This is a genomic window from Streptomyces sp. NBC_00513, assembly GCF_041431415.1.
Taxonomy (GTDB): Bacteria; Actinomycetota; Actinomycetes; order Streptomycetales; family Streptomycetaceae; genus Streptomyces.
On the sequence record NZ_CP107845.1, the window covers coordinates 7922136 to 7947611 of the forward strand.

At 69.0% G+C, this 25476-nt stretch carries 24 protein-coding genes and 3 pseudogenes; 16 read left to right on the top strand and 11 right to left on the bottom strand.

Going from position 1 to position 25476, the window contains the following annotated elements:
- Positions 1-188 precede the first annotated feature (188 nt).
- A complete protein-coding gene (locus OHA84_RS35675; protein WP_266967445.1) occupies positions 189-1325 on the bottom strand; it encodes a triacylglycerol lipase in 1137 nt (378 codons plus the stop codon).
- Positions 1326-1759: 434 nt separating this feature from the next.
- Here OHA84_RS35675 and OHA84_RS35680 point away from each other — a divergent pair, with 434 nt between their 5' ends.
- The 9 genes from OHA84_RS35680 (at position 1760) to OHA84_RS35720 (ending at position 11597) form a co-directional block, all read left to right on the top strand.
- On the top strand, positions 1760-2068 hold the full coding sequence (locus OHA84_RS35680) for a hypothetical protein (protein ID WP_266967444.1): 309 nt from the start codon (positions 1760-1762) through the stop codon (positions 2066-2068).
- 437 nt (positions 2069-2505) lie between these two features.
- Positions 2506-3663 (top strand): cytochrome P450, encoded by a 1158-nt coding sequence (locus OHA84_RS35685; protein ID WP_266967442.1) that lies wholly within the window; start codon positions 2506-2508, stop codon positions 3661-3663.
- A 99-nt stretch (positions 3664-3762) separates the two neighbouring features.
- Positions 3763-4062, top strand: coding sequence for a hypothetical protein (locus OHA84_RS35690; protein ID WP_266967440.1), 300 nt, complete (start codon positions 3763-3765; stop codon positions 4060-4062).
- 687 nt (positions 4063-4749) lie between these two features.
- On the top strand, positions 4750-5820 hold the full coding sequence (locus OHA84_RS35695; protein WP_266967438.1) for an NAD(P)-dependent oxidoreductase: 1071 nt from the start codon (positions 4750-4752) through the stop codon (positions 5818-5820).
- Between the two features lie 437 nt (positions 5821-6257).
- Positions 6258-7208 (top strand): HEXXH motif-containing putative peptide modification protein, encoded by a 951-nt coding sequence (locus tag OHA84_RS35700; protein WP_266967436.1) that lies wholly within the window; start codon positions 6258-6260, stop codon positions 7206-7208.
- Positions 7205-8359, top strand: a complete 1155-nt coding sequence (locus OHA84_RS35705; RefSeq protein ID WP_266967434.1) for a YcaO-like family protein — start codon at positions 7205-7207, stop codon at positions 8357-8359. Before OHA84_RS35700 ends, OHA84_RS35705 begins: the two co-directional genes overlap by 4 nt.
- Before the next feature lie 7 nt (positions 8360-8366).
- Positions 8367-9101: a class I SAM-dependent methyltransferase gene (locus OHA84_RS35710; RefSeq protein WP_266967432.1), complete on the top strand. Its 735-nt coding sequence runs from the start codon at positions 8367-8369 to the stop codon at positions 9099-9101.
- Between the two features lie 33 nt (positions 9102-9134).
- On the top strand, positions 9135-10349 hold the full coding sequence (locus tag OHA84_RS35715) for a cytochrome P450 (RefSeq protein ID WP_266967430.1): 1215 nt from the start codon (positions 9135-9137) through the stop codon (positions 10347-10349).
- Between the two features lie 222 nt (positions 10350-10571).
- Positions 10572-11597 carry a helix-turn-helix domain-containing protein gene (locus OHA84_RS35720; protein ID WP_323181963.1) on the top strand — a complete coding sequence of 342 codons (1026 nt, stop codon included), beginning with the start codon at positions 10572-10574 and terminating at the stop codon, positions 11595-11597.
- Here OHA84_RS35720 and OHA84_RS35725 read toward each other — a convergent pair.
- The 3 genes and pseudogenes from OHA84_RS35725 to kdpF all read right to left on the bottom strand — a co-directional run.
- A pseudogene (locus OHA84_RS35725) lies at positions 11508-12797 on the bottom strand (amidohydrolase family protein); the annotation flags it as partial. The gene OHA84_RS35720 and the pseudogene OHA84_RS35725 sit on opposite strands and share 90 nt — an antisense overlap.
- A 532-nt stretch (positions 12798-13329) precedes the next feature.
- Positions 13330-13869, bottom strand: coding sequence for a DUF4118 domain-containing protein (locus tag OHA84_RS35730; protein WP_266967426.1), 540 nt, complete (start codon positions 13867-13869; stop codon positions 13330-13332).
- Positions 13870-13912: 43 nt separating this feature from the next.
- On the bottom strand, positions 13913-14002 hold the full coding sequence (gene kdpF / locus OHA84_RS35735; RefSeq protein WP_266967424.1) for a K(+)-transporting ATPase subunit F: 90 nt from the start codon (positions 14000-14002) through the stop codon (positions 13913-13915).
- Positions 14003-14245: 243 nt separating this feature from the next.
- Here kdpF and OHA84_RS35740 point away from each other — a divergent pair, with 243 nt between their 5' ends.
- The 4 genes and pseudogenes from OHA84_RS35740 (at position 14246) to OHA84_RS35755 (ending at position 19761) form a co-directional block, all read left to right on the top strand.
- A complete protein-coding gene (locus OHA84_RS35740; protein WP_266967422.1) occupies positions 14246-16147 on the top strand; it encodes an APC family permease in 1902 nt (633 codons plus the stop codon).
- 321 nt (positions 16148-16468) lie between these two features.
- Positions 16469-17422 (top strand): annotated as a pseudogene (locus tag OHA84_RS35745) (HAD-IC family P-type ATPase); the annotation flags it as partial.
- Between the two features lie 147 nt (positions 17423-17569).
- Entirely contained in the window at positions 17570-19507 is a 1938-nt protein-coding gene (locus OHA84_RS35750) for an amino acid transporter (protein WP_266967421.1), read from the top strand.
- Positions 19508-19587: 80 nt separating this feature from the next.
- Complete coding sequence (locus OHA84_RS35755) at positions 19588-19761, top strand: hypothetical protein (RefSeq protein ID WP_214346528.1); 174 nt, start codon at positions 19588-19590, stop codon at positions 19759-19761.
- A 72-nt stretch (positions 19762-19833) separates the two neighbouring features.
- Here the strand turns inward: OHA84_RS35755 and OHA84_RS35760 are convergent, their stop codons facing one another.
- The 6 genes from OHA84_RS35760 to OHA84_RS35785 all read right to left on the bottom strand — a co-directional run bounded on the left by OHA84_RS35760 (position 19834) and on the right by OHA84_RS35785 (position 23513).
- Complete coding sequence (locus tag OHA84_RS35760) at positions 19834-20625, bottom strand: ABC transporter permease (RefSeq protein ID WP_266967419.1); 792 nt, start codon at positions 20623-20625, stop codon at positions 19834-19836.
- Entirely contained in the window at positions 20622-21608 is a 987-nt protein-coding gene (locus OHA84_RS35765) for an ATP-binding cassette domain-containing protein (protein WP_266973803.1), read from the bottom strand. Before OHA84_RS35765 ends, OHA84_RS35760 begins: the two co-directional genes overlap by 4 nt.
- 332 nt (positions 21609-21940) lie before the next feature.
- Positions 21941-22267: a DUF1048 domain-containing protein gene (locus tag OHA84_RS35770; RefSeq protein ID WP_266967417.1), complete on the bottom strand. Its 327-nt coding sequence runs from the start codon at positions 22265-22267 to the stop codon at positions 21941-21943.
- Position 22268: 1 nt separating this feature from the next.
- Positions 22269-22625, bottom strand: a complete 357-nt coding sequence (locus OHA84_RS35775) for a DUF1048 domain-containing protein (protein ID WP_266967415.1) — start codon at positions 22623-22625, stop codon at positions 22269-22271.
- The gene (locus OHA84_RS35780; RefSeq protein ID WP_266967413.1) at positions 22622-22948 is read right to left on the bottom strand and encodes a PadR family transcriptional regulator; all 327 of its coding nucleotides are present in this window, start codon (positions 22946-22948) and stop codon (positions 22622-22624) included. The genes OHA84_RS35775 and OHA84_RS35780 overlap by 4 nt, the downstream gene beginning before the upstream one ends.
- A gap of 172 nt (positions 22949-23120) precedes the next feature.
- Positions 23121-23513, bottom strand: a complete 393-nt coding sequence (locus OHA84_RS35785) for a MerR family transcriptional regulator (protein WP_266967411.1) — start codon at positions 23511-23513, stop codon at positions 23121-23123.
- Between OHA84_RS35785 and OHA84_RS35790 the strand changes: the two are divergent.
- Together OHA84_RS35790 and OHA84_RS35795 are read left to right on the top strand one after the other, a co-directional pair.
- A pseudogene (locus OHA84_RS35790) lies at positions 23509-23628 on the top strand (hypothetical protein); the annotation flags it as partial. The gene OHA84_RS35785 and the pseudogene OHA84_RS35790 sit on opposite strands and share 5 nt — an antisense overlap.
- A gap of 218 nt (positions 23629-23846) precedes the next feature.
- Positions 23847-24083, top strand: coding sequence for a hypothetical protein (locus tag OHA84_RS35795; RefSeq protein ID WP_266974149.1), 237 nt, complete (start codon positions 23847-23849; stop codon positions 24081-24083).
- Positions 24084-24186: 103 nt separating this feature from the next.
- Here the strand turns inward: OHA84_RS35795 and OHA84_RS35800 are convergent, their stop codons facing one another.
- The gene (locus OHA84_RS35800) at positions 24187-24558 is read right to left on the bottom strand and encodes a helix-turn-helix domain-containing protein (protein WP_266973801.1); all 372 of its coding nucleotides are present in this window, start codon (positions 24556-24558) and stop codon (positions 24187-24189) included.
- Between the two features lie 173 nt (positions 24559-24731).
- Between OHA84_RS35800 and OHA84_RS35805 the strand changes: the two genes are divergently transcribed.
- Complete coding sequence (locus OHA84_RS35805; protein ID WP_266967409.1) at positions 24732-25436, top strand: type 1 glutamine amidotransferase domain-containing protein; 705 nt, start codon at positions 24732-24734, stop codon at positions 25434-25436.
- Positions 25437-25476: the final 40 nt, after the last annotated feature.

Below are 25476 nucleotides of genomic sequence, written 5' to 3' on the forward strand. Positions count from 1 at the left end.
ATCGGATCGGATCGGATCGGTGCTGGTTGCAGCGATGGGTACAAACGGGGCACAGTCGCGCCCTTGCACTCGCCGGGCTGGTGCGCACGGCAGTGTGGCAGTGACGGCGGTCGGACGGCTCGGTGACCGGATCCCGGGTTCCCTCGGTCGTGCCAGGACCGGGAGCCGGTCATTGTCTTGGCAGTGGGTTATTCGCCCTGGAGCTTGCTCAGGATCCACTCGCCGAGTTCCTCGGTCATCAGTGTGTGTCCCTCGTTGTCACTGGCGCACATGAAGGCGTCGAGTTCGCTGTCGGCGGGGTCGATCTTGCTGTAAAGCGTGTCGTGGTCGTCGATGTCGCCGGCCGCCACCGCGCTGACGCTCGGTACGAACGTGCTTGTGTTGTAGGTGAGTTCGGCTGGCTGACCTTCGAGAAGCCCGGCCAGGAAGGCGGCGGTTCCGAAGTTTCCGGGGTGGCCCGGGAGGTTGTGCGCTTCGGGGAACAGACCGCCGGGAGCGCCGTCGATGTCGGGCAGGCCGCTGGTGGTGACCTGGATCTCGGTGGCTCCGGCCTTCTTCAGGACGGCGACGACTTGTTCTCCCGTGTTCTGCGTGTCCAGACGGGTGCCCGTCAGCTCCTGACCGGTGGTGAGCATCGCCGTCACGCCGGCCGGGATGTTGTTACCGGCGCCGGTGCCCGTCCCGTTTCCGACACCGAGCAGGCGTACGCCCACGGGCCAGCCGCCGACCCGTTCGAGTTCGGCGAGGAAGTCGATGCGGGCCTGGTCTTGGCGGGCCTCGGCGCCGACGGTCTCGATGTGCCAGCGCAGCAGTTCTCGGGCGGCCGGGCTGTTGACCAGCACGGAGAAGCTGCTGAGGAGTTCGCCGAACCCCGGGATCGAGCCCCAGTTGTCCTTCACCCAGTGCGCGAACGCCTGTACCCCGATGGGCAGCCAGGCGCCGCGGTGAGGGGTGTCGTAGGAGAGATAGGTCGAGGTCTCGTGGTCGTCACCGTCGTGCTGCATCTTCGCGAGGGCGTAACGCGTGACCAGCCCACCCATGCTGAAACCGCCGACCGTCAACTTGGCGGTCCCTTCGCGGTCGTCGATCGCCTTCTTGATGCACTGGATCGCCACACCGGCGTTGTCGATGATGGACGCGGACCGCTCGTCGAAGCCGAGGAGGACCAGGTCGAAGCCGGCCTCCCGCAGCGAGGAGACGAACGGGTACTCGCCGTTCTCCAGGGCGTTCCACAGGGCGTCGGGATCGCTCTTCCCGGCGGAGAAGCCGTCGGAGAGGATCACCGGCTTCCTGATCCGGCTCTGGCCCGGCGTGCTGTAGAACACCCAGGCAGTTCCACCTTGGAGTGGCCACGTGGCGTCCCACGCGGAAGTCCTCGGGTACGCGGGCTGAGCGCCAGGCATGGCGTTGTCCCAGATGCTCACAACAGGCATGGACATGAAATTCGGCACCTCCCTCTCGTGGTGCGGCCGGGCTGTGCCACCCGTGAGGCCGCCGCTTTCAGGACGAAAGCGAAACCTATGATTGCGAGGCTCAGATCCCGCTGCCAGCGAATCCACACCACGTCACTCTTTCGAATCGACACCCTTTCCGTGCAGGTCACAGAGCTGAAAGGGAAGAAACGATGATGCGGGCCCGAGGCTCGGGAGCATTCGGCCGGGCGTGAAGTACGACTGAGAGACGGCTTCGAGCGCCCCACCATTACGGGCATACCGGACTTCGGTCGGCCGTGTGCGTCGACCAGTGGAAGGTGACCGCTATGGGCATGGCGGTCAGTGGCTGGGTGTGCGCATGGCCTGGTGGTCAAGGGGATGCGCCGGCGCTATGGGCTGGCCGCGCGCGCCTGGACCAAGATCAGACGACGGACGGCAACCGGTACCGCTTCCACGACACCCGCATCGCCGGCCGCGGCACGATCCGCGTCCACACCGGGTCTGGCCGCGACGCCCGCACCGACCTCTTCCAGGGCAAGCGCGACCACGTCCGGGGCAACCGCGCCGATACCGCCACCCTGCGTCATGACCGCAACCGGACGGTGGACATCGAGTCGTGGCGTCGCCGCCGCTGACCGTTGGCAGTAGCGGTTGGCGTTCGCTGTTGAGCGGGCGGCCGTGATCAACCGTGTCCCGGGTGGCAGCAAGCCGCCCGGGACACACCCCTGTGCGCCTGGTTCTGCTTCTCCGGGGTTCAACAGGCCCACCGAAGTCCCGCCCGCAACGACGGTATCGGAGCCGCCCAGGAAACCAGGCAGGCCGGAGAGAGGGCGGCACTGGCCACCAGGTTGACCTCTACACCTCTGATCTCCGAAACGAGGTAGAGGCGGGAATGGTTTCCCTTTAGGGCAGTGTTTTCACGCACTTTTTGTGCCCTGCCAGTTCCTTGTCAACCTGCGCATGGCGAAGCACGATCATCAAGCGGGTTGCGCATCTGCGGAGTATCGGGCTCGCCAGAACGCGGAGGGTGGCAATGGCAATCGAGGCGGATCTTCGGCAACGGGGCGATCGGTTGTATTTCAGCACTGACCTGGAAGCGTGGGTGGTCACCGGCCATTCCGAGATGGTGACCATGCTCAAGCACTCCGATATCAGGGTGGTGTCGCCGATACCGAGCACCGCCCCCGGCCAACAACCTGACCCGCGTGCCGAAGCCCTGCTGCGCAAGCTCGAAGCGCACGAACTGTTGCTGCTGGACGGGCCTGGCCATCGTCGGCTGCGCCGGGCGTTGGCCCCGGCGTTCCTGCCTGCCGCGGTGGAGCGGCTCGGGCCGCGGATCACCACGATGGCGCGAAACCTGGTCGACGCGCGTGCTGCCACGGGCCAGGTCGAGGTGCTGGACGAGATCGCGGCTCCGCTGGTCAGGATGACGGTGGCGACAGCCCTCGGGGTACCGGAGCAGGACAGGGAAGAATTCGACACACTGGCCAGGAAAATCTCCAAGATCTTCCTCTACAGCACCCCACACTGGTCTCCCGACGCTCTCACACAAGCGGAGACGGGCATGGCCGGCCTGACCGCATTGGTCAGCCGACTCGCCGACGACCGCCGCGCCCAGCCACGCGACGACCTGATCAGCACGCTGGTGAATGACCCCGACCCAGCTCAGGCGTTGAGCATGGAGGAGATCGTGGTCAACCTGTGGAACCTCTACCTCGCCGGGTTGTGGACCACCGCCCACCTCCTCGCTACCACCACTTACCTCCTGTTTTCCCGGCCAGGGTCGGCCGGCAGCGCCCACCACGACCCTGGCCTCGTTTCACGTGTGGTCCAGGAGACCCTGCGGTACGTCCCGCCCACGGTGGAGCTCGTGCCTCGGCAGGCACTTCGCGACGTTCAGATCGACGGCCACACCATCAAAGCCGGGGATCGACTCCGACTCATGGTCACCAAAGCCAACCGAGACCAGACCAGGTACACCGACCCGGACACCTTCGACCCCACCCACGAACGAGCCCTGCCCCTGAGCTTCTCCGCCGGCCCGCACTACTGCATCGGCGCCCAGTTGGCCATCACCATGGCCGAGCGGCTGTGCCAGGTCCTGACCGATCCGGCCTACGGCGCCCAGCTCACCGGCCCCACCCCGTCCTTCCACCGAACGCTGACCGCCCCCGTGGCACTGGGCATCGACGCCGTACACCTTCAACTACACCCCCGCGAACGCGTGTGAGAGTCACCAGACCCACACGTCAACCGCCCGGTCCTACCTGGACCGGACGGTCGGACCACCCTCCGTCAGAGAAAGGAAACCGCAGTGAATGCTCCGAGCGTGTCCTACCAGGGCATGAGCGTGCCTGTGCCCGACCTGATGAACACACCGCGTAGCAATGAGGCCATGCTCCGCACGGATCTCACGGGCAGCCTGCCCGAACACGCCTACGCGACGATGTTCGACTTCTCTTCATCGCACCACGCCCCACAAGGGAAAACCACGATGGTGAACACGCCATGCAGCGGCGAGACCATGCTCCGCACGGGCAGTCTTCCCGAACACGCCTACACGACGATGTTGATCGCGGGAATCGCTGTTCAACGGTCTGAAGGCCTGACAGAGGCTTTGCGGGCATAGCGATGAACCGGGCCTCGTGGTCCCAGAGCCACCAGGCCCGGTCACCCACAGCCGAACCTCACCCAAGTGGCGGGGCGTCGATGAAGGACGTGAAGGCTGCCCCAAGAGGCCGTTCTGGCTGTCCATATCGGGTGTCAGGTCGGCTCCGCCGCATTGGTTGAGGGGGCTGCCGAGGGGGAGGGCGAGGAGGTTGCCGTCGGCGGCGCCGGTGCCGGCAGTGGTGGCCCCGGCGGCGTGGGAGGCGGTTTTGTGGTTGGCACAGTTGGTGCCACAGGCCGGCGACAGGATGTGACCGACGCCTCCGGCGGAAGCCGGCACGGCGGCTGCGGCCAGTGCCGCCGCCGCACCGGCCGTGAGTACGAACGTCGTGGCTGCCTTGCATGTGGTCACCCCGGGAGAACGACCTCCGGCACCAGCGGGTGCGCCTCCGCATCCCCCAGTGTCACCGTGCCAGTCGATGCCGAGGTCGGCCAGGCGCTCGCGCTGCTCGATGCTCAGCCGCTCCCAGCCTTGGCGTTGGTGGCCGGCCAAGGCGAGAGCTTGCTCCCGTCGTTGGGGGCGTCCCTGCCATGTGCGATGCGGGTGGTTCACCCGGTTCGTGGCTCCCCCCAATGCGCCGTGGGCGGGAGAGCGGTACCGACCGTAGAGTCCATGCGCGAGAAACACCCGTACGAGTAGGGGGCCGACATGGACAGGAGTGCGGTCGTGGTCGGGGCCACTGGGCAGATCGGGACGGCGGTGGTGGAGCGGCTCGTCGGGGCCGGCTGGCAGGTACGGGCTGTCAGCCGTGGCGGCGCACGCGAGGGGGGACGTGCCGGGTGGCCGCCGGAATGGGGCGTACGCACGCTGTGCCTGGACCGCGATGAGGATGGCGCGCTCGGACGTGTGGTAGGCGGAGGCTGTGATCTGTTGGTGGATTGCGTGGCCTATACGTCGCGGCATGCCGACCAACTGGTCGCGCTGGGAAGCCGGGTGGGCTCGGCCGTGGTGATCTCGACCTGCATGGTCTACCGGCAGGACGCTGCCGCAGGGATCGACTCTCCCCGGTGGCCCTTGCCCGTGACCGAGGCACAGCCCGTCATTGCAGCGGATGACAGTACGTACGCGGGCGGAAAGGCCGCGGTGGAGCTGGTCCTGTGGGAGCGCGCGCCGTATCCGGTGACGGTTCTGCGGGCAGGAATGGTCCATGGCCCGTACTCTTCGACACCCCGCGAGTGGTACTTCGTGAAGCGGGCGCTGGACCGACGGCCGATACGGCTGCTGGCTCATGGTGGTGCGGGAATCTGCCACCCCACGGGCACCCGCAATCTGGCCGCGCTGGTCCTCGCGGCAGCGGCGCGGCCGGGACGGCGGGTGTTGAACGCCGGGGATCCGCGGCCTCCGAGCGTACGGGAGATGGCCGGCGCATTCGACGCGCTGCTCGGGTACCGGCCTGTGGAGTATCTGTTGGCGGGGCCCGGTGAGCCCGGTCTGGGCAGGACGCCGTGGTCGCTCGCCCATCCGTTGGTGCTCGATACGGACAGGGCGGAGCGGGAGCTGGGCCATCGGCCCGTGCACGACTATGCCGGATCGCTGCCTGAGACCGTGGCGTGGCTGATGGAGGCGACCGGGGGCCGGGACTGGAGGGAGGTCTTTCCTGGTCTCGCGGCACGCTGGGGGAGGTCGGCCTTCGATTACGCGGCCGAGGACCGGGCGGTGGCGGCCGGGCATGTGAGCGGGGTGCCGCTCGTAGCAGTCGACCGGGACCGGCGGAACTGAGGGGTCATTCGGTTTCCGGACAACCTGGTGGGGGCGCCGAGGAACGCCCGGGCTGAATGGGCGTTGTTGCCATCGGCCCGGCGTTGGTGGCCGGGTTGAGGCCCCCCGTTCCCATCTGCGCCGATGGCTCGGTTTGTCGACAAGGACCTCGTCTCGGAGCCGACGCAAGCCGGTATCAGGCCCAGCCCGACCTGGGCCGGTAACCACGTCTGGGCACGGGCCGTCATTGGCAGTGACCTTTCTCTCGCCAACGATGGGACTGCCGGTGGATGCCCGCCGAGAAGCGGTGGGGTCGGTGAGATGAAGGGATTCCGTCATGAACGAGGAGATCCAGCACATCGAAGAGGTCGAGGCGGAGGAGCTTCCCGAGCTCGCCCTGATGGTCGACCTTCCGGAGTAGCAGTCGGCGCGCGATCCCGTACAGGAAGGAGCACGGCATGCAGGTGGAGCCGGATGCCCGGCAGGCCGCCGCTGACCGGGGTGAACTGACTCGGCGCATGGGCCTGGTGCTCGAACGGGCCGCGCTGCCGCTGCCCCCGGCGCAGGCGCTGCACCGGCCCGCCGTCGTCGAAGTGGTCCACACGGTGCAGCGGGAACTGCGGTCGGGCCCTTTCGGCGCGGACCGGCTGCGGGAACTGGAGACGCGCCTGGTCCTGGGCCCCGCGCCGATGTGCGCGCCTGTGGACCCGCAGGACCACCTCAGCCGCAGCGTGGCTCGTGCCCTGAGCTCCGTGCCGGTACGTGCCGACGTTCGAGGGCGGCCCGCCGGCTCGACGGTCGTCGGCTGGCAGGCCGGCGAGCGACGGGTGTTGGAGGAGGCGCTGAGCCTGCTGGAGGAGGTCTGGCCACAGGGCGCCGCGGAGACGCGGGAGACGGTTGCCGAGGTCGCCCTGCTCGACGGCCACGCCATCGAGGGATTCACCGACTTCACCGTCCACGGAGCCGTCCTCGTCAACCGGACCCGGCTGCGGGAGGGAGTGAACGGACTGCCGGGGCCATTGCGTTGCGCCGAGGCCTTGGTCCACGAGGGCGCGCACACTCGGTGCAATGCGGCCGCCTCGCTGGAGCCGTTCCTGCTGCCCGACCCGGGAGCCGCCGGCGGCGGGGAGAGCTCGGGCGGATCGGGCGCACTGCTGGTGGCCACACCGCTGCGGGCCGATCCTCGCCCGTTGAGCGGGCTCTTCCAGCAGGCCGTCGTGCTGGCCCGCAGCGTGCTGTTCTACCGGCGGCTTACCGTGGCGGGTGCGGCGGCGTCAGAGCGCCACGCGAAGCTGGCGGAGGGCGGTGCGATGGCCGTCCGCACCCTGGACGTGCATGCGGACAGTCTCACCCCGCGCGGTCGGCGGGTACTGGAGGAGTGTGCGAGCGTGCTGGGAGGGCGTGGGTGAACGCCTGGACGCCGCAGGTCTTCGCTCCGTATCCCGGCCATCCGGACGTCTTGCTGGCGCGCGTCGCCGCCCGCTCGGCGGCCTTCGAGGGAACCAGTGCGGCTGACGGGGACCGTGTGATCGTCGGCAGCGCCGCCGGGCACGACCGGGAGCAGGTCATGCGCGGTGCGCGCGGGGAACTCCTGGAGCGGATCGGGAACGTGATGGCCGGTCGGGCGGCGGAGGCGGGCGGCGGGGTCGTGGCGACACCCGCCGAGCTGGGGGTCACGGCGCAGGCCGTTTCGGCGCCACCGGCCCGGCCGGACAGCCGGCGTTTATGGGTGCGCGGACGCACGGTTTCGGGCAGGCCGGTGTATGTCGCGGCGGGCAGCGTCTTCCTTCAGCACCGTCCACCGCCCGGCTGCGAGGCACTGCCTCCGGCCGGCTCCACCGGACTCGCCTCGCACACCGACCGGCGGTCTGCTGCCCGCCATGCCGCCTGGGAGGTCCTGGAGCGGGATCTGATCCGGCGCAGCTGGTACGGACTCGCCGGCCGGCCTCCCCGGGCACTGGCCGCGGCCCCCGACGGGCCGCTCGGCGATCTCTTCGAGGCCCAAGGCCTGGTGGCCACCGCGTTCGCTCTGCCCGCACCGCCCGGCGCCGAGTGCGTGATCGTGTGCCTGCACCGGCCGGACGGCACGGGCCAGACGTTCGGGGCGCGCTGTGGGCCGCCGGACACACTCGAGTCGCTCGTCGGGAAGGCAGCGTACGAAGCCCTCATGGTGCGGTGGAGCATGGGCAGCGTCGTGGCCCGCGCCACCTGGGAGCGGTGGCGAGGTGATGGCCCTCCGAGAACCGCTGTTCAGCACGCTCTGTGGGCGTACCACCGGCAGGACAGTCTGAGCCTGTGGAAGGTGGCCGGATCCGGAGCCACCAGTGTCGCCACGGCCCCCGTCCACAAGGCCGCTTCGCCGGTCGACCCCCTTGACGTTCTGGCCCGCCACACAGGCCGCGATGTGGTCCTCGTGGAGACGGACGGAACCCCGGCGCGAGACGCCGGAGTGAGCGTGGTCCGGGTCCTGGCGCCTGGAGCACTGCCGCTGCCATCCGGCCCTCACCCCACGGGTTTTGAGCCTGACTTCGGCCACGCCCACCCCCACCCCTTCGGATAGGAGTCCCATGGCGCCCCAGCCCTCCCGGCCCAACTACGCCACCGAGTTCGCGGATGACTACGACCGTTTCTTCGGCAAGCCCGGGATCAGCGGCACCACGGTGGACGCCCTCGCCGCGCTCGCCGGGACCGGGCCCGTACTCGAACTGGGCATTGGCACCGGGAGGATCGCCCTGCCGCTGCGCGCCCGTGGTATCGACGTGCACGGCATCGACGGTTCCGAGGCCATGCTCGGCCGGCTGCGTGCCAAACCCGCAGGGGCCGAGGTGCCCGTCACCCTCGGAGATTTCTCCCAGGTCCCGATCACCGGGAGCTTCAGCCTCGTGTACCTGGCGGCGGGGACGTTCTTCGAACTGCGGGACCAAGAGAGCCAGGCCCGGTGTTTCGTGAACGTGGCCCGCCGGCTCTCCGCGGATGGCCTCTTCGTCTTCGACTCCCACGTCCCGGAGGCACTCGCCCGGGCCGCCGGCGGATCGGAAGTCGTCTCCGAGGACGAGGACCATCTCGTCCTGTGCCACCGGCGCGTCGATCCCTCCGCCCAGCGCTACCGCTCCCACTACGTCATCCACGAGGACGGCCGCACCCGCCACCTGCGGGTCGAGTTCCGCTACGCGGGCCACGGCGAACTGGACCTGATGGCAGGACAGGCCGGACTTCGTCTGCGCGAGCGTTGGGGCAGCTGGGCGGGCGGGCCCTTCACCAAGGACAGTACCTACCACGTCTCCCTCTACGAGCGACCCTGACCACATCGCTTCACTGTATGGATGGAGCATCAAATGAGCCGCCCCGACGGCCTGTTGCCGTTCCCCTTCCCGCACACCGACGGCCTCGCCCCACTTCCCGAGCTGGCCGATCTCCGGCGCGACCGGCCCGTCGTCAAGGTCCGTCTGCCCAGCGGCAGTACGGCCTGGCTGGTCACACGGAACGCCGACGTGCGCAAGGTATTGGCCGATCCGCGGTTCAGCCGCACCCGTGCCCCCCGGGAACAGGAGGCCCAACGCGTTCCTACCACCGGTCCACGGACCGCGGGGCGCCGCGCCACGGTCCTGCCCGACTCGATCCTTGCCAGCGATCCGCCCGACCACTCGCGCCTGCGCAGGCTGATCTTTCCGGCCCTGACGGTCCGCCGAACCGAAGCCATGCGCGAGGACATCGCCGCTCTCACCCACGACCTGCTCGCTGCCATGGAACCGGCCGAGCGTCCCGCGGACCTCGTCACCCACTTCACCCGCCCACTGCCCCTGACCGTCATCTGCGACCTGCTCGGCACACCGCGAGTGGATGCCGACCGGCTCGATGCCTGGGACGAAGTGATGCGCAGCGTCACGGCCACGAACGCGGAAGTGAGCGGGGCCGTCGAGGAGATGACCAGTTATCTCGCCGGCCTGGTTGCCGCCAAACGATCCCACCCCCGCAACGACATGCTCAGCGTGCTCATCGCGGCCCGGGACGAGGGCGACCGGCTCAGCGAGGGCGAACTCATCTCCTTCTGCCTGGTCCTCCTGGCGGGTGGCTACGGCACCACGGCAGACCGGCTCGCCGGACTGGTCCACCTCCTGCTCGAACAATCCGACCGGTACACGCTTCTGCGCGATGAACCCCACCGGATCCCGAACGCGGTCGAAGAGCTCCTTCGCTATGCGCAGGCCAGCATGGGAGCGAACATCCGAGTGGCAACCGAGGACGTCGACCTGGGCGGGATCACCGTCGCCCAAGGCGACGCCGTCCTCGCACTCACCTCCTCCGCCAACCACGACGAGAGCGTGTACCCCGCGCCCGACGTCCTCGACCTCACCCGCGCCGCCCCCTTGCACCTCGCCTTCGGCCACGGTGCCCACTTCTGCGTCGGCGCGCAGCTCGCCCGCGTCCAGCTCCAGGAAGCCCTCAAGGCCCTCACCCGCCTACGGCCGAGCCTGCGCACCGCCGGACCCGCCCAGTGGAAGACCGGGCGGACCTCACGTGCCCCCCGCACACTGCCCGTCACCTGGTGATACTCACTGTCGGGCTGCGACGGCGTCGAGTCTCCGACCCACGACGACTCCTTCCTTCGCGCCGACACCGCCACCCTGCGCGACGACCGCAACCGGACCGTCGACACCGAGTTCTGGGGCCGCCGCCGCCGCTACTGACCTTGAAGTTGTCTTGTCGTAGGGGCTGACGATCGGTGATCGTCGCGGTATGCCGGGTGCACGAGGTATCCGCAGGGCGGGGGTCTGACCGCGGAGAGGCAAGCGTTCCGCGAGCGGGTCCGGATGGAAGCGGTCGCGATGTTCGCCGAGGGACGGGGCAGTACGGAGATCGCGAAGGAGTTGCGGGTCAGCGTCCGGTCGGTCCAGCGATGGCGGCAAGCCTGGCGGGGTGCCGGTGAAGGCCGGGTTCGTTCCCGTGGCCCGGCGTCCCGGCCGAAGCTGAGCGACGCGCTGTTCGCCGTGCTCGAGGAGGAGCCGGCGAAGGGGCCGGTCGCGCATGGCTGGTCTGACCAGAGATGGACGCCGGCCAGAATCAAGACGTTGATCGGGCGGCGGTTCCACAAGTCCGTGACGCTGTCAGGCATTTCCCAGATGCTCCGAAGGCAAACCGGACTCACACTGACGACACCACGACTGCAAACCCAGCAACACGAACACCTACGAAGCCAGTCGCTTTCGTCGATCAACCGGCAGGCCGCCGGGATGTCACCGGACGGGCTCGTCGTAGTAGTCCGGCAACTCCTTCAGGTAGGCCGGGAGGTTGGGGTTGGCCAGCAGCCGGGTCATCCAGCCCGGGTCCTCGGAGGTGGTCAGGGGACTCAGGGGGGTTTCCTCGAAGGGCAGGCCCAGGCGGCAGCTCAGGACGCGCGCGATGTCCGCCGCCGTCAGCTCGTCCGGCGGGGTGCCACCCGGGCAGTGGGCCAGTTCGGACCGGATACGCCGTACGGAGTCCGGTTTCGTCCGTACGCGTTCCAGCAGGAACCCCGGATCCATCGCCAGGGCACGCCGCAGCCGGTCCTCGGTGTCGGCCAGGGGCATCGGCGGCAGCCCCGTACCCGGGCAGTCGACGGCACTCACCTTGACGCGGCCGCCGGGGAAGCGGGCAGTCGTTTCGGTGTCCCGCGAGGGCCGGGCCCGCGCCATGACCGACTCGTCCCCGTAGCGCATGTCACCGTCCACAGAGACCAGCCGGACGTTCTCCTCGGTGGCCTCGATCAGGTTGCGGTACGGATCGGCGTTCCGGTTGTCCAGCACCACGAGGTCGGGTAAGTAGCCCGGCGCGAGCCGGCCCGCACGACGGTCCCAGCCCAGCGCCCGGGCCGGGTTGCGGGTCACCATCTCCGCCAGCTCCCGGTCCGTGAACAGCCCTTTCAGCCGACGCTTGTTGACCAGATCCGCGACCTTCAGCTCGCCAAGGACCGACTTGCTGCCCGAAGGTGCCCAGTCGGAGCCCAGGCTGATGCCGAGTCCGGCGGCCTTCGCGGTGGCGACATCGGCGGTGCTCCCGTAGAGGAGGAAGTTCGACAGCGGCGACCAGACCAGTTGCGCGCCGCGCGCTGCCATGTCCTTCAACTGGTCCGCGGTGAGCCCGACGCCGTGCACCGCGATCAGCCGCGGCCCCGCCAGACCGCTGCGCTCGACTGCCCCGTACTCGTCCGCCATGCGCTGCCCGACACCCTCTGCCAGGTGCAGGACCAGCACCCCGTCATGCTCCGCCCGCGACAGGTCAGCCCATTCACGGGCGTCGCGCCCCAGATCCACCCGGCTCACGACGCCGTGCGGGCCGACGTTCGCCGTCTCGACGTTGCGGACCAGACACCCGCGCTCGCTGCTCGGCAGCCCCTCGTCCGCACCCTGCAGCGACGTCGTGCCCCCGGCCAACGCCTTGTACTCGCCGTACCGGCCCAACTCCGTTCCCAGGTCGTAGTAGTCGGGGCTGGAGAGAACGAACCCGGTGTAGGTGATGCGCCGGTTGTACGCGTCGTCGTAGAACCGCCACTCGTAGCGGTCCTTGTACGCCTTGCGCACCGGCATGAGGGGGAACGCGGCGTGCTCGGGGTGGTTGTGCAGGTCGATCATCCCGGGATAGATGACCCCGCCGCTCTCCACGACCCGCGCCGACCGCGCGCCCGGCGGCAGCCGCCCGCCCGCCCTGACGACGGCTTCGATCCGGCCGGACCTGATCCAGAGCGCGGCGTCCGGCCAGACGTCCCCCGCGTCGTTCATCGTGACCACCGTGCCCCTGAGTAGCACACCGGCATCCGCAGCGGCCGGTGGGGACGCGGCGGGGCCGAGTGCGAGCACGACACTCACGGCCAGGGCGGCGACCAGGGACACTGCATTGCTCGTACGCCTCACGTCGTCTCCGCGTCCGACTCGGGGATGGTACGGATCATGGGCCACGTGCACCCGGCAGCGGGTTTGCTGTGTGCAGGCGGGCAACCCCCGGAGTACGGACGCACGGTTCATGCTGCGCGTGAGAGTTTAGTACTCCAGAGGGACTGCGAGCCTTGAGTCGGTCGGTCGGTCGGTCGGTCGGTCGGTCGGCCTCTGCCTCTGGCGGGTACCAGGGCCACGACCGTGCCGGTCTCTCCAACGGGCCCTGGCGGCAGCGCCGTCACGGTACGCCCTTCCCGAGCACACGAGCTGACCTGGGAGTTCGTGTAGCGGGGGCAGATCGCTTGAGTCCAGTCGAAGAGAAGCCGAGCGCCGCATGGCGGGATTGCGGATCAGGACGGTCGGGTCGATCTTGAGCACGACGCCGGCGCCGACGTTCTCGACCGTCACAGCCTGGTCACCCCCCCCGGCGATGAGAGCCACCGGCGCGAAGACCGCGACCGTGGTGACGATGAAGGCCAGATCGGCCGTCGCGAGCTCCTGGCTGAAGAGGGAAGTGATGAATCGGCCAGATGGCCGATGACGAGAAAACCGTGTCTTCATCCCGGCGTTGAGACGCTTCGACGGGCTCCATACGGACGCCGGGGAACTCTTGATGCCGTCCCTACGCGCGATGCCGTGAATCGCTGCTCAGCCCTGGTGGGCCAGGCCGGCCGTGTCCAGGGCGGCGCCTGCCTGGGAGGCCAGGGCGACGGCCACCAGGCGGGTTTCTTCGGGTGACCACCTCTTCCGGCGAGCCGCCCTCCTCGGCCGGCCGGGCAGATCCCCGGAGGCTGGCCAGGTGCGCGGTATCGGCGACCACGACGGTCCGGAGCCTGCGGACGCGGACGGCCGGCTGCGAGACGATCAGCCCGACCGCGAGCAGAAGGACGGTCGTCTGGATCTCCTCGCCGTCGTCGATGGCGAACTGCCCGTACGGCCTGGTGAGGAAGAAGTCGAACCAGGCGGCCGCCGAGAGCGCCGCCAGCGCCCCGGCCGCCCGGGTACCGAGCGCGGCGACCGCTACCACCACGACGACCACGATCAAAGCCTCGTTCGTCGCCGAGAGTTCCGTGCGCAACGGCACGAGCGCGAGCGCCACGAGGAAAGGGGCCACGAGCCCCGCGAGCAGGGCAGCGGGGTCGTGGAATCGGTACCCGGACACGTGATGCCTCCTGTCCGGAGGGCGGAGCCTCGGATCAGACGGATCAGAACCTCTCGGGCCTGATCAAAGCGGCCACGAGATAGCCGAGCAGGGCGAGGGCGACGATGAGCCCGACCACGTTCTCCGCGTCCATCCGCTGCTTCTCCTTCGACGTGTGCGCTCGGGCTGCGTCGCCCACATCCAGCGTGCCCCCGGACTCGGGGGCTGCCACGCACCCTGGCGGGCTCTTGACGCACCTCATACGACATTCCCGTCCCGGCGTCAGGAGTGCGTGAAGAGTGGGCCGGTGGGCGTATGGATCGCGCCAAGCACCCTGGTCATCCGGCCAGGGCATCCGGACGCTGTCCTCACTTTGTCCAACGGAGGAACAGCGAAGATGGCACTACACATGGGAAAGTCGGCCACGGCAGGGACCCCGAGCACGGAGGAACCTCCTGATACCGGCGTCACGGTGCCCGCCGCGGGGGACCGGCACCGGCTGACCGCCCTCCAGGGCCTGGCCGCGCTGTCGCTCGACGCGATGGCCTCCGTCGCCTACGGGCCCGAGTCGATCGTGCTTGTCCTGGCGGCTGCTGGGGCCTACGGCCTCGGATTCACTCTCCCCGTCACCCTGGTGATCGCGGCGCTGCTGGCGGTGCTGGTGGCCTCGTACCGGCAGGTGATCGCGGCGTTCCCGGACGGCGGCGGCTCGTACGCCGTCGCCAAGAAGCACCTGGGCCGCCGTACGAGCCTGGTGGCCGCGGCCTCGCTGATCCTCGACTACGTCCTGAACGTGGCCGTCTCCGTCACCGCCGGCGTCGCCGCGCTGACCTCGGCCTTCCCCGAGCTGTACGGCGAGCGGGTGTGGATCTGCCTCGGAGTCCTGGTCCTGGTCACGGCGGTGAACCTGCGGGGTGTCGTCGACTCCGCCAAGGCCTTCCTAGTCCCGACGGCCGTCTTCGTCGGGTCGATCCTGACCATGGTCGCGGTCGGCCTCTTCCGCGAGGGTCCGGTGAGCACCGCCTCGGCCGCCGGGCACGCCTCCGTCCTGGGGGAGGGCGCCACTACGGTTGGCGCGCTGTTGCTGCTGAAGGCCTTCGCGGCCGGTTGCTCCGCCCTGACCGGTGTCGAGGCCGTTGCCAACGCCGTACCGTCGTTCCGCACCCCGGCCGCCCGGCGAGCCCAGCGCACCGAGGTCGCCCTCGGCGCCCTCCTCGGCATCATGCTGATCGGGCTGTCGGTGCTGATCGGCCGTTTCCACCTCCAGCCGGTCGAGGGCGTGACCGTTCTCGCCCAGCTCGCGGACGCCTCGTTCGGGCACAACGCGGCCTTCTACGTGGTCCAGTTCGCCACCATGGTGCTGCTGGCCCTCGCCGCGAACACCTCCTTCGGAGGTCTTCCGGTGCTCATGAGCCTGCTCGCGCGCGACAACCACCTGCCGCACGTCTTCGCCCTCAAGGCGGACCGCCAAGTGCACCGCCACGGAGTGGCCTGGCTGGCGCTCGTGTCAGCCGCCCTGCTCGTGTTCTCCGGCGGCGACACCAACACCCTCGTCCCGCTCTTCGCCATCGGCGTCTTCGTCGGCTTCACGATCTGCCAGGTCGGCATGGTCCGGCACTGGCACGGCGAGCGCCCCAAGGGCTGGCAGGCGAAGGCCGTCCTCAACGGCTTCGGCGCCCTGCTCACCGGCGTCGCGGCGGTCGTCGTGACCGCCACCAAGTTCACCGAGGGCGCCTGGCTGATCGTCCTCGCCCTGCCGCTGCTCGTCCTCGGCTTCGGACGCGTCCGCCGTGCGTACGCGCAGATCGGCGAACGCCTGGAACTCGGCCGCATCCCGCAGGCGCCACACAGTTCCCGCTCCCTGGTCGTCGTACCCGTCTCCGGGCTCTCCCGGCTCACCTGCCAGGCGCTCACCGCCGCCCGCTCGCTCGGCGACGAAGTCCGTGCCGTGACCATCACGCACACCGCTCCGGAGGACCGGCAGGCAGCCGAAGCGCTGCGCCGGGACTGGGAGTTGTGGAAGCCCGGAGTCGAGCTGACCGAGATCACCTCGCAGAGCCGTTCACTCGGCCGACCCGTGTCGGCCTATGTGCGCGAGCTGGCACGGACACACCCGGACGCTCAGGTGACCGTACTCATCCCGGAGACCGAACCCGCCCGCCTCTGGCAGCGGATGCTCCAGAACCAGCGCGGCTCCGTCGTCGCCCACGCCGTACGCCGCGACACCGACGCCGTCATCTGCCGGCTGCGCTTCCGCATCACCGACGACGCACGCCGACCTGCGTTGACGCGCCCTTGACGGCGACCTGACGCGCCTCGTGCGCCGCCGTCAAGAAGGTGCCAATTCCAATTCCCTTGCCTGGACGGGGGATTGCCCATGAACGGGCAGTAGTTTCCTGCCCGTTGCGCCGCCGGGGACCTCGATCACTCACATGACGGCCGAGGGGGTCCATGCGAGACAGTCCCCGGCGGCGACACACCTCTTCCGCACCCCGTTGATCTCGTCAGAAGGTCGCTCCATGCCTCCCGCCGCCGCGCAGCACGTTCCCCCGGGTCTCGGTACACCTCCGCGGACTCCGGTCAATCGTCCGTCCCGGACCTCAGCAACCCGCGCTTCACCGAGTTCAGCGCCCGTACCCGGATGAGCGGGGTCAACCTGAGCTGGGACAACGGCGCCGGCTGCGCCATCCGCAAGGGCGCGGTGACGCAGGTCTGCGACTGGGTGGTGGCCCGCGGCGGCACCGTACCGGCGGAGGCCGCCGCGTGGTCGGCGGCCGTCTCCGAATCCGGCGGCACCCCGCTGCTGGTCGCGGTCCACGACTGGGACGGCCCGCGCGTCCTCGGCATCATCCACCTGAAGGACGTCGTCAAGGACGGCATCCGGGAGCGCTTCGCGGAACTCCGGGCCATGGGGATCCGTACGGTCATGGTCACCGGCGACAACGAGCTGACGGCCCGCGCCATCGCCGCCGAGGCGGGCGTCGACGAGTACCTCGCCGAGGCCACCCCCGAGGACAAACTGGCCCTCATCAAGCGGGAACAGGCGGGCGGCAAGCTCGTCGCCATGACGGGCGACGGCACCAACGACGCCCCGGCCCTCGCCCAGGCCGATGTCGGTGTCGCGATGACCACGGGCACCTCGGCCGCCAAGGAGGCCCGGAACATGGTGGACCTCGACTCCAACCCCACCAAGCTCATCGAGATCGTGGAGATCGGCAAGCAACTCCTCATCACCCAAGGCGCCCTGACCACCTTCTCGATCACGAACGACGTCGCGAAGTACTTCGCCATCATCCCGGCCATGTTCACCGCGGCCTACCCCGGCCTGGAGGCCCTCAACATCAGGGGCCTGAGCAGCCCGACCTCCGCGATCACCTCGGCGATCATCTTCAACGCCCTGATCATCCTCGCCCTGATCCCGCTCGCCCTGCGCGGGGTCCGCTACCGGCCGGCCTCGGCGCACGACCTGCTGCGCCGCAACCTCGGCGTCTACGGCCTGGGCGGCCTGGTGCTGCCGTTCGTCGGCATCAAGCTCATCGATCTGGTGGTGTCCACCGTCCCCGGCCTCGGCTGATCGGCCCTCCGCCAGTCCGCTGGTTCGTCCGCGTTAAGGACGCGTCAGTATTGCCTCACTCCCGTGCAAAAAGGATCTCGCTGCGTACGCTGGCCCAGCCGTCGACGCCCATGGCTGATTCTTTGCCGTACGACAGGAGTACCCACGATGGCCACCCCGGCCCGCTCCTCGCGCCTGCGCGCGTGGATGCTGGAAGGCTTGACCGCCGAGAACAGTTCGCCCGCCGCCAAGGAGGCCGCGGCCCAGCCCCATGGCCGGCCCTGGTGGCGGGTCATGTGCCTGACGGGTCTCGACTACTTCTCCACCCTCGGCTACCAGCCCGGCATCGCGTTCCTCGCGGCCAGGCTGCTGTCGCCGCTGGCGACCATCGTGCTCGTGCTGCTCACCCTGTTCGGCGCGCTGCCCGTCTACCGGCGGGTGGCCGAGGAGAGCCCGCACGGCGAGGGCTCCATCGCCATGCTGGAGCGGCTGCTGACGTTCTGGAAGGGGAAGCTGTTCGTCCTGACCCTCCTCGGGTTCGCCGCGACCGACTTCCTCATCACCATCACCCTCTCCGCCGCCGACGCCACCGCGCACCTGGTGGAGAACCCGCACCTCACCAGCACCCTGCACGGCCACGAGGTACTGATCACCCTGATCATGATCGCGCTCCTGGGTGCGGTGTTCCTCAAGGGGTTCAGTGAGGCCATCGGCGTGGCGGTGGTCCTGGTCTTCACGTATCTCGGCCTGAACGTGGTCGTGGTGGCGGTCGGGCTGTGGCACGTGTTCACCGCACCGCAGGTCATCACGGACTGGACGACCGCGCTGACCACCGAGCACGGCAATCCGTTCATGATGATCGCCATCGCGCTCGTCGTGTTCCCGAAGCTCGCGCTGGGCCTGTCCGGGTTCGAGACGGGCGTGGCGGTCATGCCGCACGTCAAGGGCGACCCCGACGACGCGGCTGCGAAGCCCGCCGGCCGGATCCGCGGTGCGAAGAAGCTGCTGACCACGGCTGCCGTCATCATGAGCATCTTCCTGATCTGCTCCAGCCTCATCACCACCCTGCTGATCCCGGCCGCCCAGTTCCAGCCGGGCGGCGAGGCCAACGGCCGCGCGCTCGCCTACCTGGCGCACGAGTACCTGGGCTCCGCCTTCGGCACGGTCTACGACATCTCCACGATCCTCATCCTGTGGTTCGCCGGCTCCTCCGCCATGGCGGGCCTGCTCAACCTGATGCCGCGCTACCTGCCCCGCTACGGCATGGCCCCGCACTGGGCCCGCGCCCTGCGCCCCATGGTCATCGTGTTCACCCTCGTCGCGTTCCTCGTCACCTGGATCTTCGACGCCGACGTCGACGCCCAGGGCGGCGCGTACGCCACCGGTGTTCTCGTCCTGATCACCTCGGCGGCGGTCGCCGTGACCATCGCCGCCCGGCGGGCGGGGGAGCGCGGCTGGACGATCGGATTCGGCATCATCTCGGTGGTCTTCATCTACACGACCGCGGTCAACATCGTCGAACGCCCCGACGGCGTGAAGATCGGCGCCTGCTTCATCGCCGGCATCATGGCCCTCTCCCTCCTCTCCCGTCTCGCCCGCGTCTTCGAGCTGCGCGTCACGCACGTGGAGTTCGACGACATGGCCCAGCGGTTCATCCGCGACACCGCCAACCGCACGATCCGTTTCATCGCGAACGAGCCCGACAACCGGGACCGCGAGGAGTACCGGCAGAAGAAGGAACAGATCCGCGCGGACAACGACATCCCCGCCGGGGACGACGTGATGTTCGTGGAGGTCACCGTCCTGGACGCCTCCGAGTTCGAATCCGGCATGCGCGTACGCGGCGAAGTGCTCCACGACCGCTACCGCGTCCTGACCCTGGAGAGTTCCAGCATCCCCAACGCATTGGCCGCCCTCCTCCTCCACGTACGTGATGCGACCGGCCAGCGGCCGCACATCTACTTCGAGTGGACCGAGGGCAACCCGTTCGCCAACTTCTTCCGCTTTTTCCTGTTCGGCCAGGGCGAGGTCGCGCCAGTCACCCGCGAGGTCATCCGCGAGGCCGAACCAGACCGCTCCCGCCGCCCGCACGTTCACGCCGGCTGACCCTGGATCCCGCGTCAAGATGCCGACAGGAATCGCGCCGGCCCCTCGCCAAGGCGAGGGGCCGGCGCGATGCTCATGATGTGACCATCGACTGGCTTCCCGACCGAGGTATCCGCCGGGCGATTCTCGCCCTCGGCGCGGCGGGCCTGACCGTCATCGCCACCGGGGCCCTCCTTGAGGCCCTCTGGCTGCTCGGCCTCGGTGTCTGGGCGGTGATCGCCGCGATGATGATCGAGCTTGTCTACCGACCCTAGAGACCGATGCCCCGGTCGTGGTGCTCCTCAGCCGTTCTGCGCCGTACGAGAGGCTCGACGTGATCGCCCCGGCTACTTCGGGTCGCGGTTGAACTGGCGCGTCGACCAGCGGTAGCCGAGCGCGATCAGGCCGAGGCACCAAGTGATCGCGAGCCATCCGTTGTTGCCGATCTCGGTGCCGAGGAGGAGGCCGCGCAGGGTCTCGATGGCGGGGGTGAAGGGCTGGTACTCGGCGATCGGCTGGAACCAGCCGGGCATGGTGTCGGCCGGGATGAAGGCACTGGAGATGAGGGGGAGGAGGATCAGCGGCATGGCCATGTTGCCGGCGGCCTCGGGGTTCGGGCTGGCCAGCCCCATGCCGACCGCGATCCAGGTCAGCGCCAGGGCGAAGAGCACGATGAGCCCGAAGGCCGCCAGCCACTCCAGGACGGTCGCGTCAGTGGTGCGGAAGCCGATGGCCACGCCGACGGCGCCGACGAGGACCACGCTCATGACGGACTGCAGCACGCTGCCGACGACGTGCCCGATGAGTACCGACGGGCGGTAGACCGCCATCGTGCGGAAGCGCGCGATGAGGCCCTCGGCCATATCCATGGAGACGTACACCGCGGCCCCGATCACGGTGCTGCCGATGGTCATCAGCAGCAAGCCCGGGACGATGTAGGCGATGTAGTCGGAGCGGTCGGCGCCGCCGCCACCGATGCCCGCGCTCATGACGTCGCCGAAGATGTAGACGAAGAGCAGCAGCATCATGATCGGCGTGAGCAGCAGGTTCAGGGTCCCTGACGGGTAGCGCCGCGCGTGCAGCAGGTTGCGGCGCAGCATCGTGTTGGAGTCGCCTACAGCGAGAGAGAGGGCGCTCATCGGGTTGTCTCCTTGGACTGGTTGGGGGCGTTGGCCGGGCTGGTCAGGGCGAAGAAGACGTCGTCGAGGTCGGGGGTGTGGATGGTCAGTTCGTCCGCCTCGATGCCGGCGGAGTCGAGCCGGTCGAGAAGGGAGCGCAGTTCGCGCTGACTGCCGTCGCTGGGGATGGACAGCGACAGTGCCTCGTCGTCCCGGGTGACCTCGCGCAGGGCCTCAGAGGCGGACTGGTACGCGACCGGGTCGGTGAAGCGGAGCCGGACGTGCCCGCCCGGGATGAGCCGCTTGAGCTCTTCGGCCGTGCCCTCGGCGGCGATCTTTCCGTCGTTCAACACGGCGATGCGGTCGGCCAGTTCGTCGGCCTCCTCCAGGTACTGGGTGGTGAGGAGGACGGTCACGCCGTTGGAGACGAGGCCGCGGATGATGCCCCACATGTTGTGGCGGGAGCGCGGGTCGAGCCCTGTCGTCGGCTCATCGAGGAAGATGATCCGCGGGCCGCCGACCAGCGTCATCGCGAGGTCGAGGCGGCGCTTCATGCCGCCGGAGTAGGTGGAGGCGGGCTTCTTGGCGGCTTCCGTCAGGCCGAAGCGCTCCAGCAGTTCAGTGGCGACCCGCCGCCCCTCGCGCTTGGGCAGGTGGTGCAGGTCCGCCATGAGGAGCATGTTCTCCTCGCCGGTGATCAGGCCGTCGACGGCGGAGAACTGCCCGGTGACACCGATCGCGGCACGTACCGCCTGCGGGTCGGCGGCCAGGTCGTGCCCGCCTACGTGCAGCTCGCCGGCGTCGGCGGTGATGAGCGTGGAAAGGATCTTCACGGCGGTGGTCTTGCCGGCGCCGTTCGGTCCGAGCAGCGCGAACACTGATCCGGCAGGGATGTGCAGATCGATACCGTCGAGGACGAGCTTCTCGCCGTAGGACTTGCGTAGACCGACGGCGGAGACAGCGGTCGGCGACGGGCGACCGTCCACCCGCTTGGATGTGGGCATGACAAATGAAGTCATGGTGACTTCCCTTTCGAAGGCAGGAGGCGCAGGGGATGCTGTTTCGGAACTCGGCTCAAGCGAACGTCTGTGACGGCGCGTCAGTCATGCCGCATCGTCTTGGGGAGGGTGTCGATCGCGCTGCCGCGCAGACCTGCCCGTCGACGGTGCCGCCCGCGTTGGCGGGGCCGAGTCGGGCCTCGCCGGGGCTGCTCGGCCACCTCGGTGGGCAGGATCCGCGGCGACCTCTGGTGGTCGGTCGGAACGCCTTTGTCCGCGCCGCGCCGAAGCGATGAGCCGCGCGTGCGCGCTATGCCCACTGACGTGAGCGGTTGAGGCTACTTCCCGGTCGTGCCGGGTTTCCTGTCTAGGGATTCCTGGTAGGCGTCCGCATACGTGGGGGAGTCCTTGATCAGGTCGTCACAGAACGCCGCGACGTCGCTGCCGATGAGTTGCAGGACGCCCTTGCCCGACGAGGCGCCCTCCTCGAAGAAGTCGACGATCCCGGGGAGCAGGGGGCCGTCGGACAGGTCGACGGGTCCGACCTTGAACAGGTACTTCTGCATCTCCTTGTAGACGATCTGGTAGTCCGGTGGAAGGGCCTTGACCCGAGCCGTGTGCGCCCGCCACTGCTTCTTGCCCTCGATGATGTCCTGGATGCCCATGTCAGCCTCCCAGCCTGCTCAGTTTCCTGGCGACGTTCCTGTTCAACTGCTCGCGCCAGCGGTCGCGATAGGTTCGGGCCCCTTCGCCGCCGGCCAGGGCCGTGCAGAAGCCCCGGATGTCGTCGCCGAGCACCTCGTGGACGCTCTGCCCGTCCGTCGCTGTTTCTTCGAGGAGTCCCAGGGCTGCGTCGAGGATCGGCATCAGGTTGCGGCCGGTGAAGTCCCCGTGGGGGAGGAGGTCGACCTTGATCTGTTCCCACGCCTCCCGGTAGTCGCCCGGCAGGGCGGCGGCCCGGGCCTCGAACGCCTTCCATTCCCTGGTGAGATCGCTGCCTGTGATGGTCTCCCAGAAGTTCATCGCCCGTCCTCCTTGAGCTTGTCGATGCGTGATGAGACGTACCGCCATTTCGCCCAGAACCTTGCGAGCTCCTCGCGGCCCGCGTCGTTGAGCGCGTAGAACTTGCGCGGGGGGCCGACCCCAGATGGCCGCTTCGTCACCTGGACGAGTCCGTTCCTCTCCAGCCGCAGCAAGATGGTGTACACCGTCCCCTCGATGACGTCGGTGAAGCCCAGCTCGTTCAGCTGACGGGTGATGGCGTACCCATAGGTTTCCTCGCTGCCGATGATCTCGAGTACGCACCCTTCGAGCGTGCCCTTCAGCATCTCCGTCAGGTCGTCCATCTCAAGCCTTCCTCCTCGGTGTCACCGGTACTGCGTAGTACCGAGTACAGCTATACGGTATCACCGAGTAGTGGAGGGTGCCAGCGATCGGCCAGTCGCGTTCACGGGGTGCCCGGGGCGCAGCCGACTGCGTCGGGATGCGCGCCGCGCAGGTCGCTCCAGGGTGCTCACGTCATGCGTTCAGTTGGGCGCGGATGAGCGAGTCGAGTCGTTCCCATGCCGGGGACGAGGCGTTGACCGTCCCGTGGATGAGGGCGGGGATCTCGAAGTCCGCATCCAGGCCGGGCGGCTCGTTGGACCCGTAGCGCTCCCGGTTCGCCTCGGCGATGCGGCGGGCGAGGTCGTCGAGGCGCGGGTCGTCGGCGCCGAGGTCGTACGCGTGGTCGTAGGCGAGGAAGAGCTGCCGTAGCGTCGGGTCGGCCAAGACGTCGGGCTGATCGTGAAACCGGATTAGATGGGAGGCGACTTCGTCGGGCAGCGGCAGCGGCAGCGGCAGCAGGCGTCCGGCGGCGAGCCGGCGCAGGTGGCCCTGTGTTTCCCGCAGGCTGCGGATGCGTACGGCCACGGTCGTCGGGCGGCACTGCGAGGCGGGCGACATCCTCGCCTCCGACGTCCAACTGCCGGGCGACATCCGCCCCGGCGACCTGCTCGCCGTACCGGTGGCCGGCGCCTACCAGCTGTGGTGACCCTCAGTCGAACTGTGTGGAGGCTGCTCCATGGGACAACCGTCCCGGGGTTCCGTTTCTCCCCGCATGTGGTGCTAGGCAGCGTATTGAGTCGTGATCAATCTGCGGGATTCGTCTGCGCGGCGGGTCGGGGCCCGGTAGGTGTTCCTGCGTGACGCGAGTGCAACTGGCTTATGCGGAGTGGCAGTTCATCGGTCCGTACTTGCCGATCGGTGAGTACGGTCAGCATCGACTCCACCACCGCCCGTGCCCACCACGATGCTGCCGGGATACACCTGGGCCCCGACGTCGTCGTGCTGGGGCGCATCCGGGTCCGCGGGCTGATCAACAGGCGGAAAGCCTCGCGAGGTATCGGCACCCGGTACGGCAAAACCCCAGACAGCCACCTCGCCGGACTCCACCTGCGCGCCTCGATGATCTGGCTCAAGGACCTCACCCGAACCACGTGATGACGCAACTCAATACGCTGCCTAATCCCGTCCGCTCCCTGCGCCGACGCGAGTCGTTCCGTCCCGGCGGAACCGATTCGAGCAGGCGAGCTCCCGGCAACGCTCAGGACACCTGGAGGCCCTGGATCTCGTCAAGGTGGTTCTCGACCCAGTCCCGCAGCTGCCCCAAGGGTTCCGCCACGCTGTGGCCGAGCGCCGTGAGTGCATACTCGACGTGCAGCGGCACCGCCGGGTACACGGTCCGATCGACGAACCCCTTCTCCTCCAAGCGGCGCAGCGTGTTCGTCAGAACCTTCGGGCTGACGCCCTCGAGGCGGCGCAGCAGAGCACCAAAGCGCTGCGGCCCGTCACTCATGGCTCCGATGGCCAGCGCGGACCACTTGTTGGCCAGGAGGTCGAGCACCTCGCGGCACGGGCATTGCGCCGCGTAGACGTCGTGCTGGTCGTGCCGCTCCGACGTGCAGCCCATGACCATGGCTTCCACTCCTCTCTGATACGCCTTCCACCTGGCTACTTCCCATTGGGAAGTAGCCTCCCTTGCAGGTTACTACGCCCCCAGGGGTAGCGTCCTGAACGGGTGACCGGCTTCCTCGTCGGCGCCCCGCCCGGACCCCGGTCAGGAGCCCGGAACGTCGGAAGAAGGACACGATGAGCACCACGAACACCCCGCGCCGGCACCGTGCCCTGCTGGTGATAACCAGCCATGCGCGGCTGGGTGACTCGGGCAGAGCCACCGGCTACACCGTCTCCGAGGCCGCCGACGCATGGAGCGTCTTCGCCGCCGCGGGATGGCAGACGGACGTCACCACCGTGCGCGGCGGTCGTCCCCCGGAAGACGAGTTCGGTGACCCCTCCCGGCCCGGACACGCCGCGTGGGCGGCCGACCCGGTCGTCCAGGCGAAGCTGGACTCGGCGCCGGCCGTCCATGACACCGACCCTGCCGGCTATGACGTCGTCTACTTCGTCGGTGGACACGGCACGATGTGGGACTTCCCCGGCAACGCCCAGTTGTCCAGGCTGGCCGCCCACGTGTATGAGCGGGGCGGCGTGGTGGCCTCGGTCTGCCACGGGGCGTCCGCGCTCACCTCGCTGCGGCTGTCCGACGGTTCGCTGCTCGTAGCGAACCGTCGGATCGCGGCGTTCACGGACAGCGAGGAGCGCGCCATAGGCCTCGACGGCGTCGTTCCCTTCCTGCTGCAGTCCCGGCTGGAGGACCTCGGGGCCGATGTCGTCGCCGCAGGCCTCTGGGAGTACCAGGTCGTCACCGACGGCCGGCTGGTCACCGGGCAGAACCCGGCCAGCGCCGCCGGCGTCGCCGAGCAGGCCGTCGCCGCCGTCGCCGGATGGCAGTGACTCGACGCCGGGCGGCCGCCCCGGGGGACAAGACCACCGT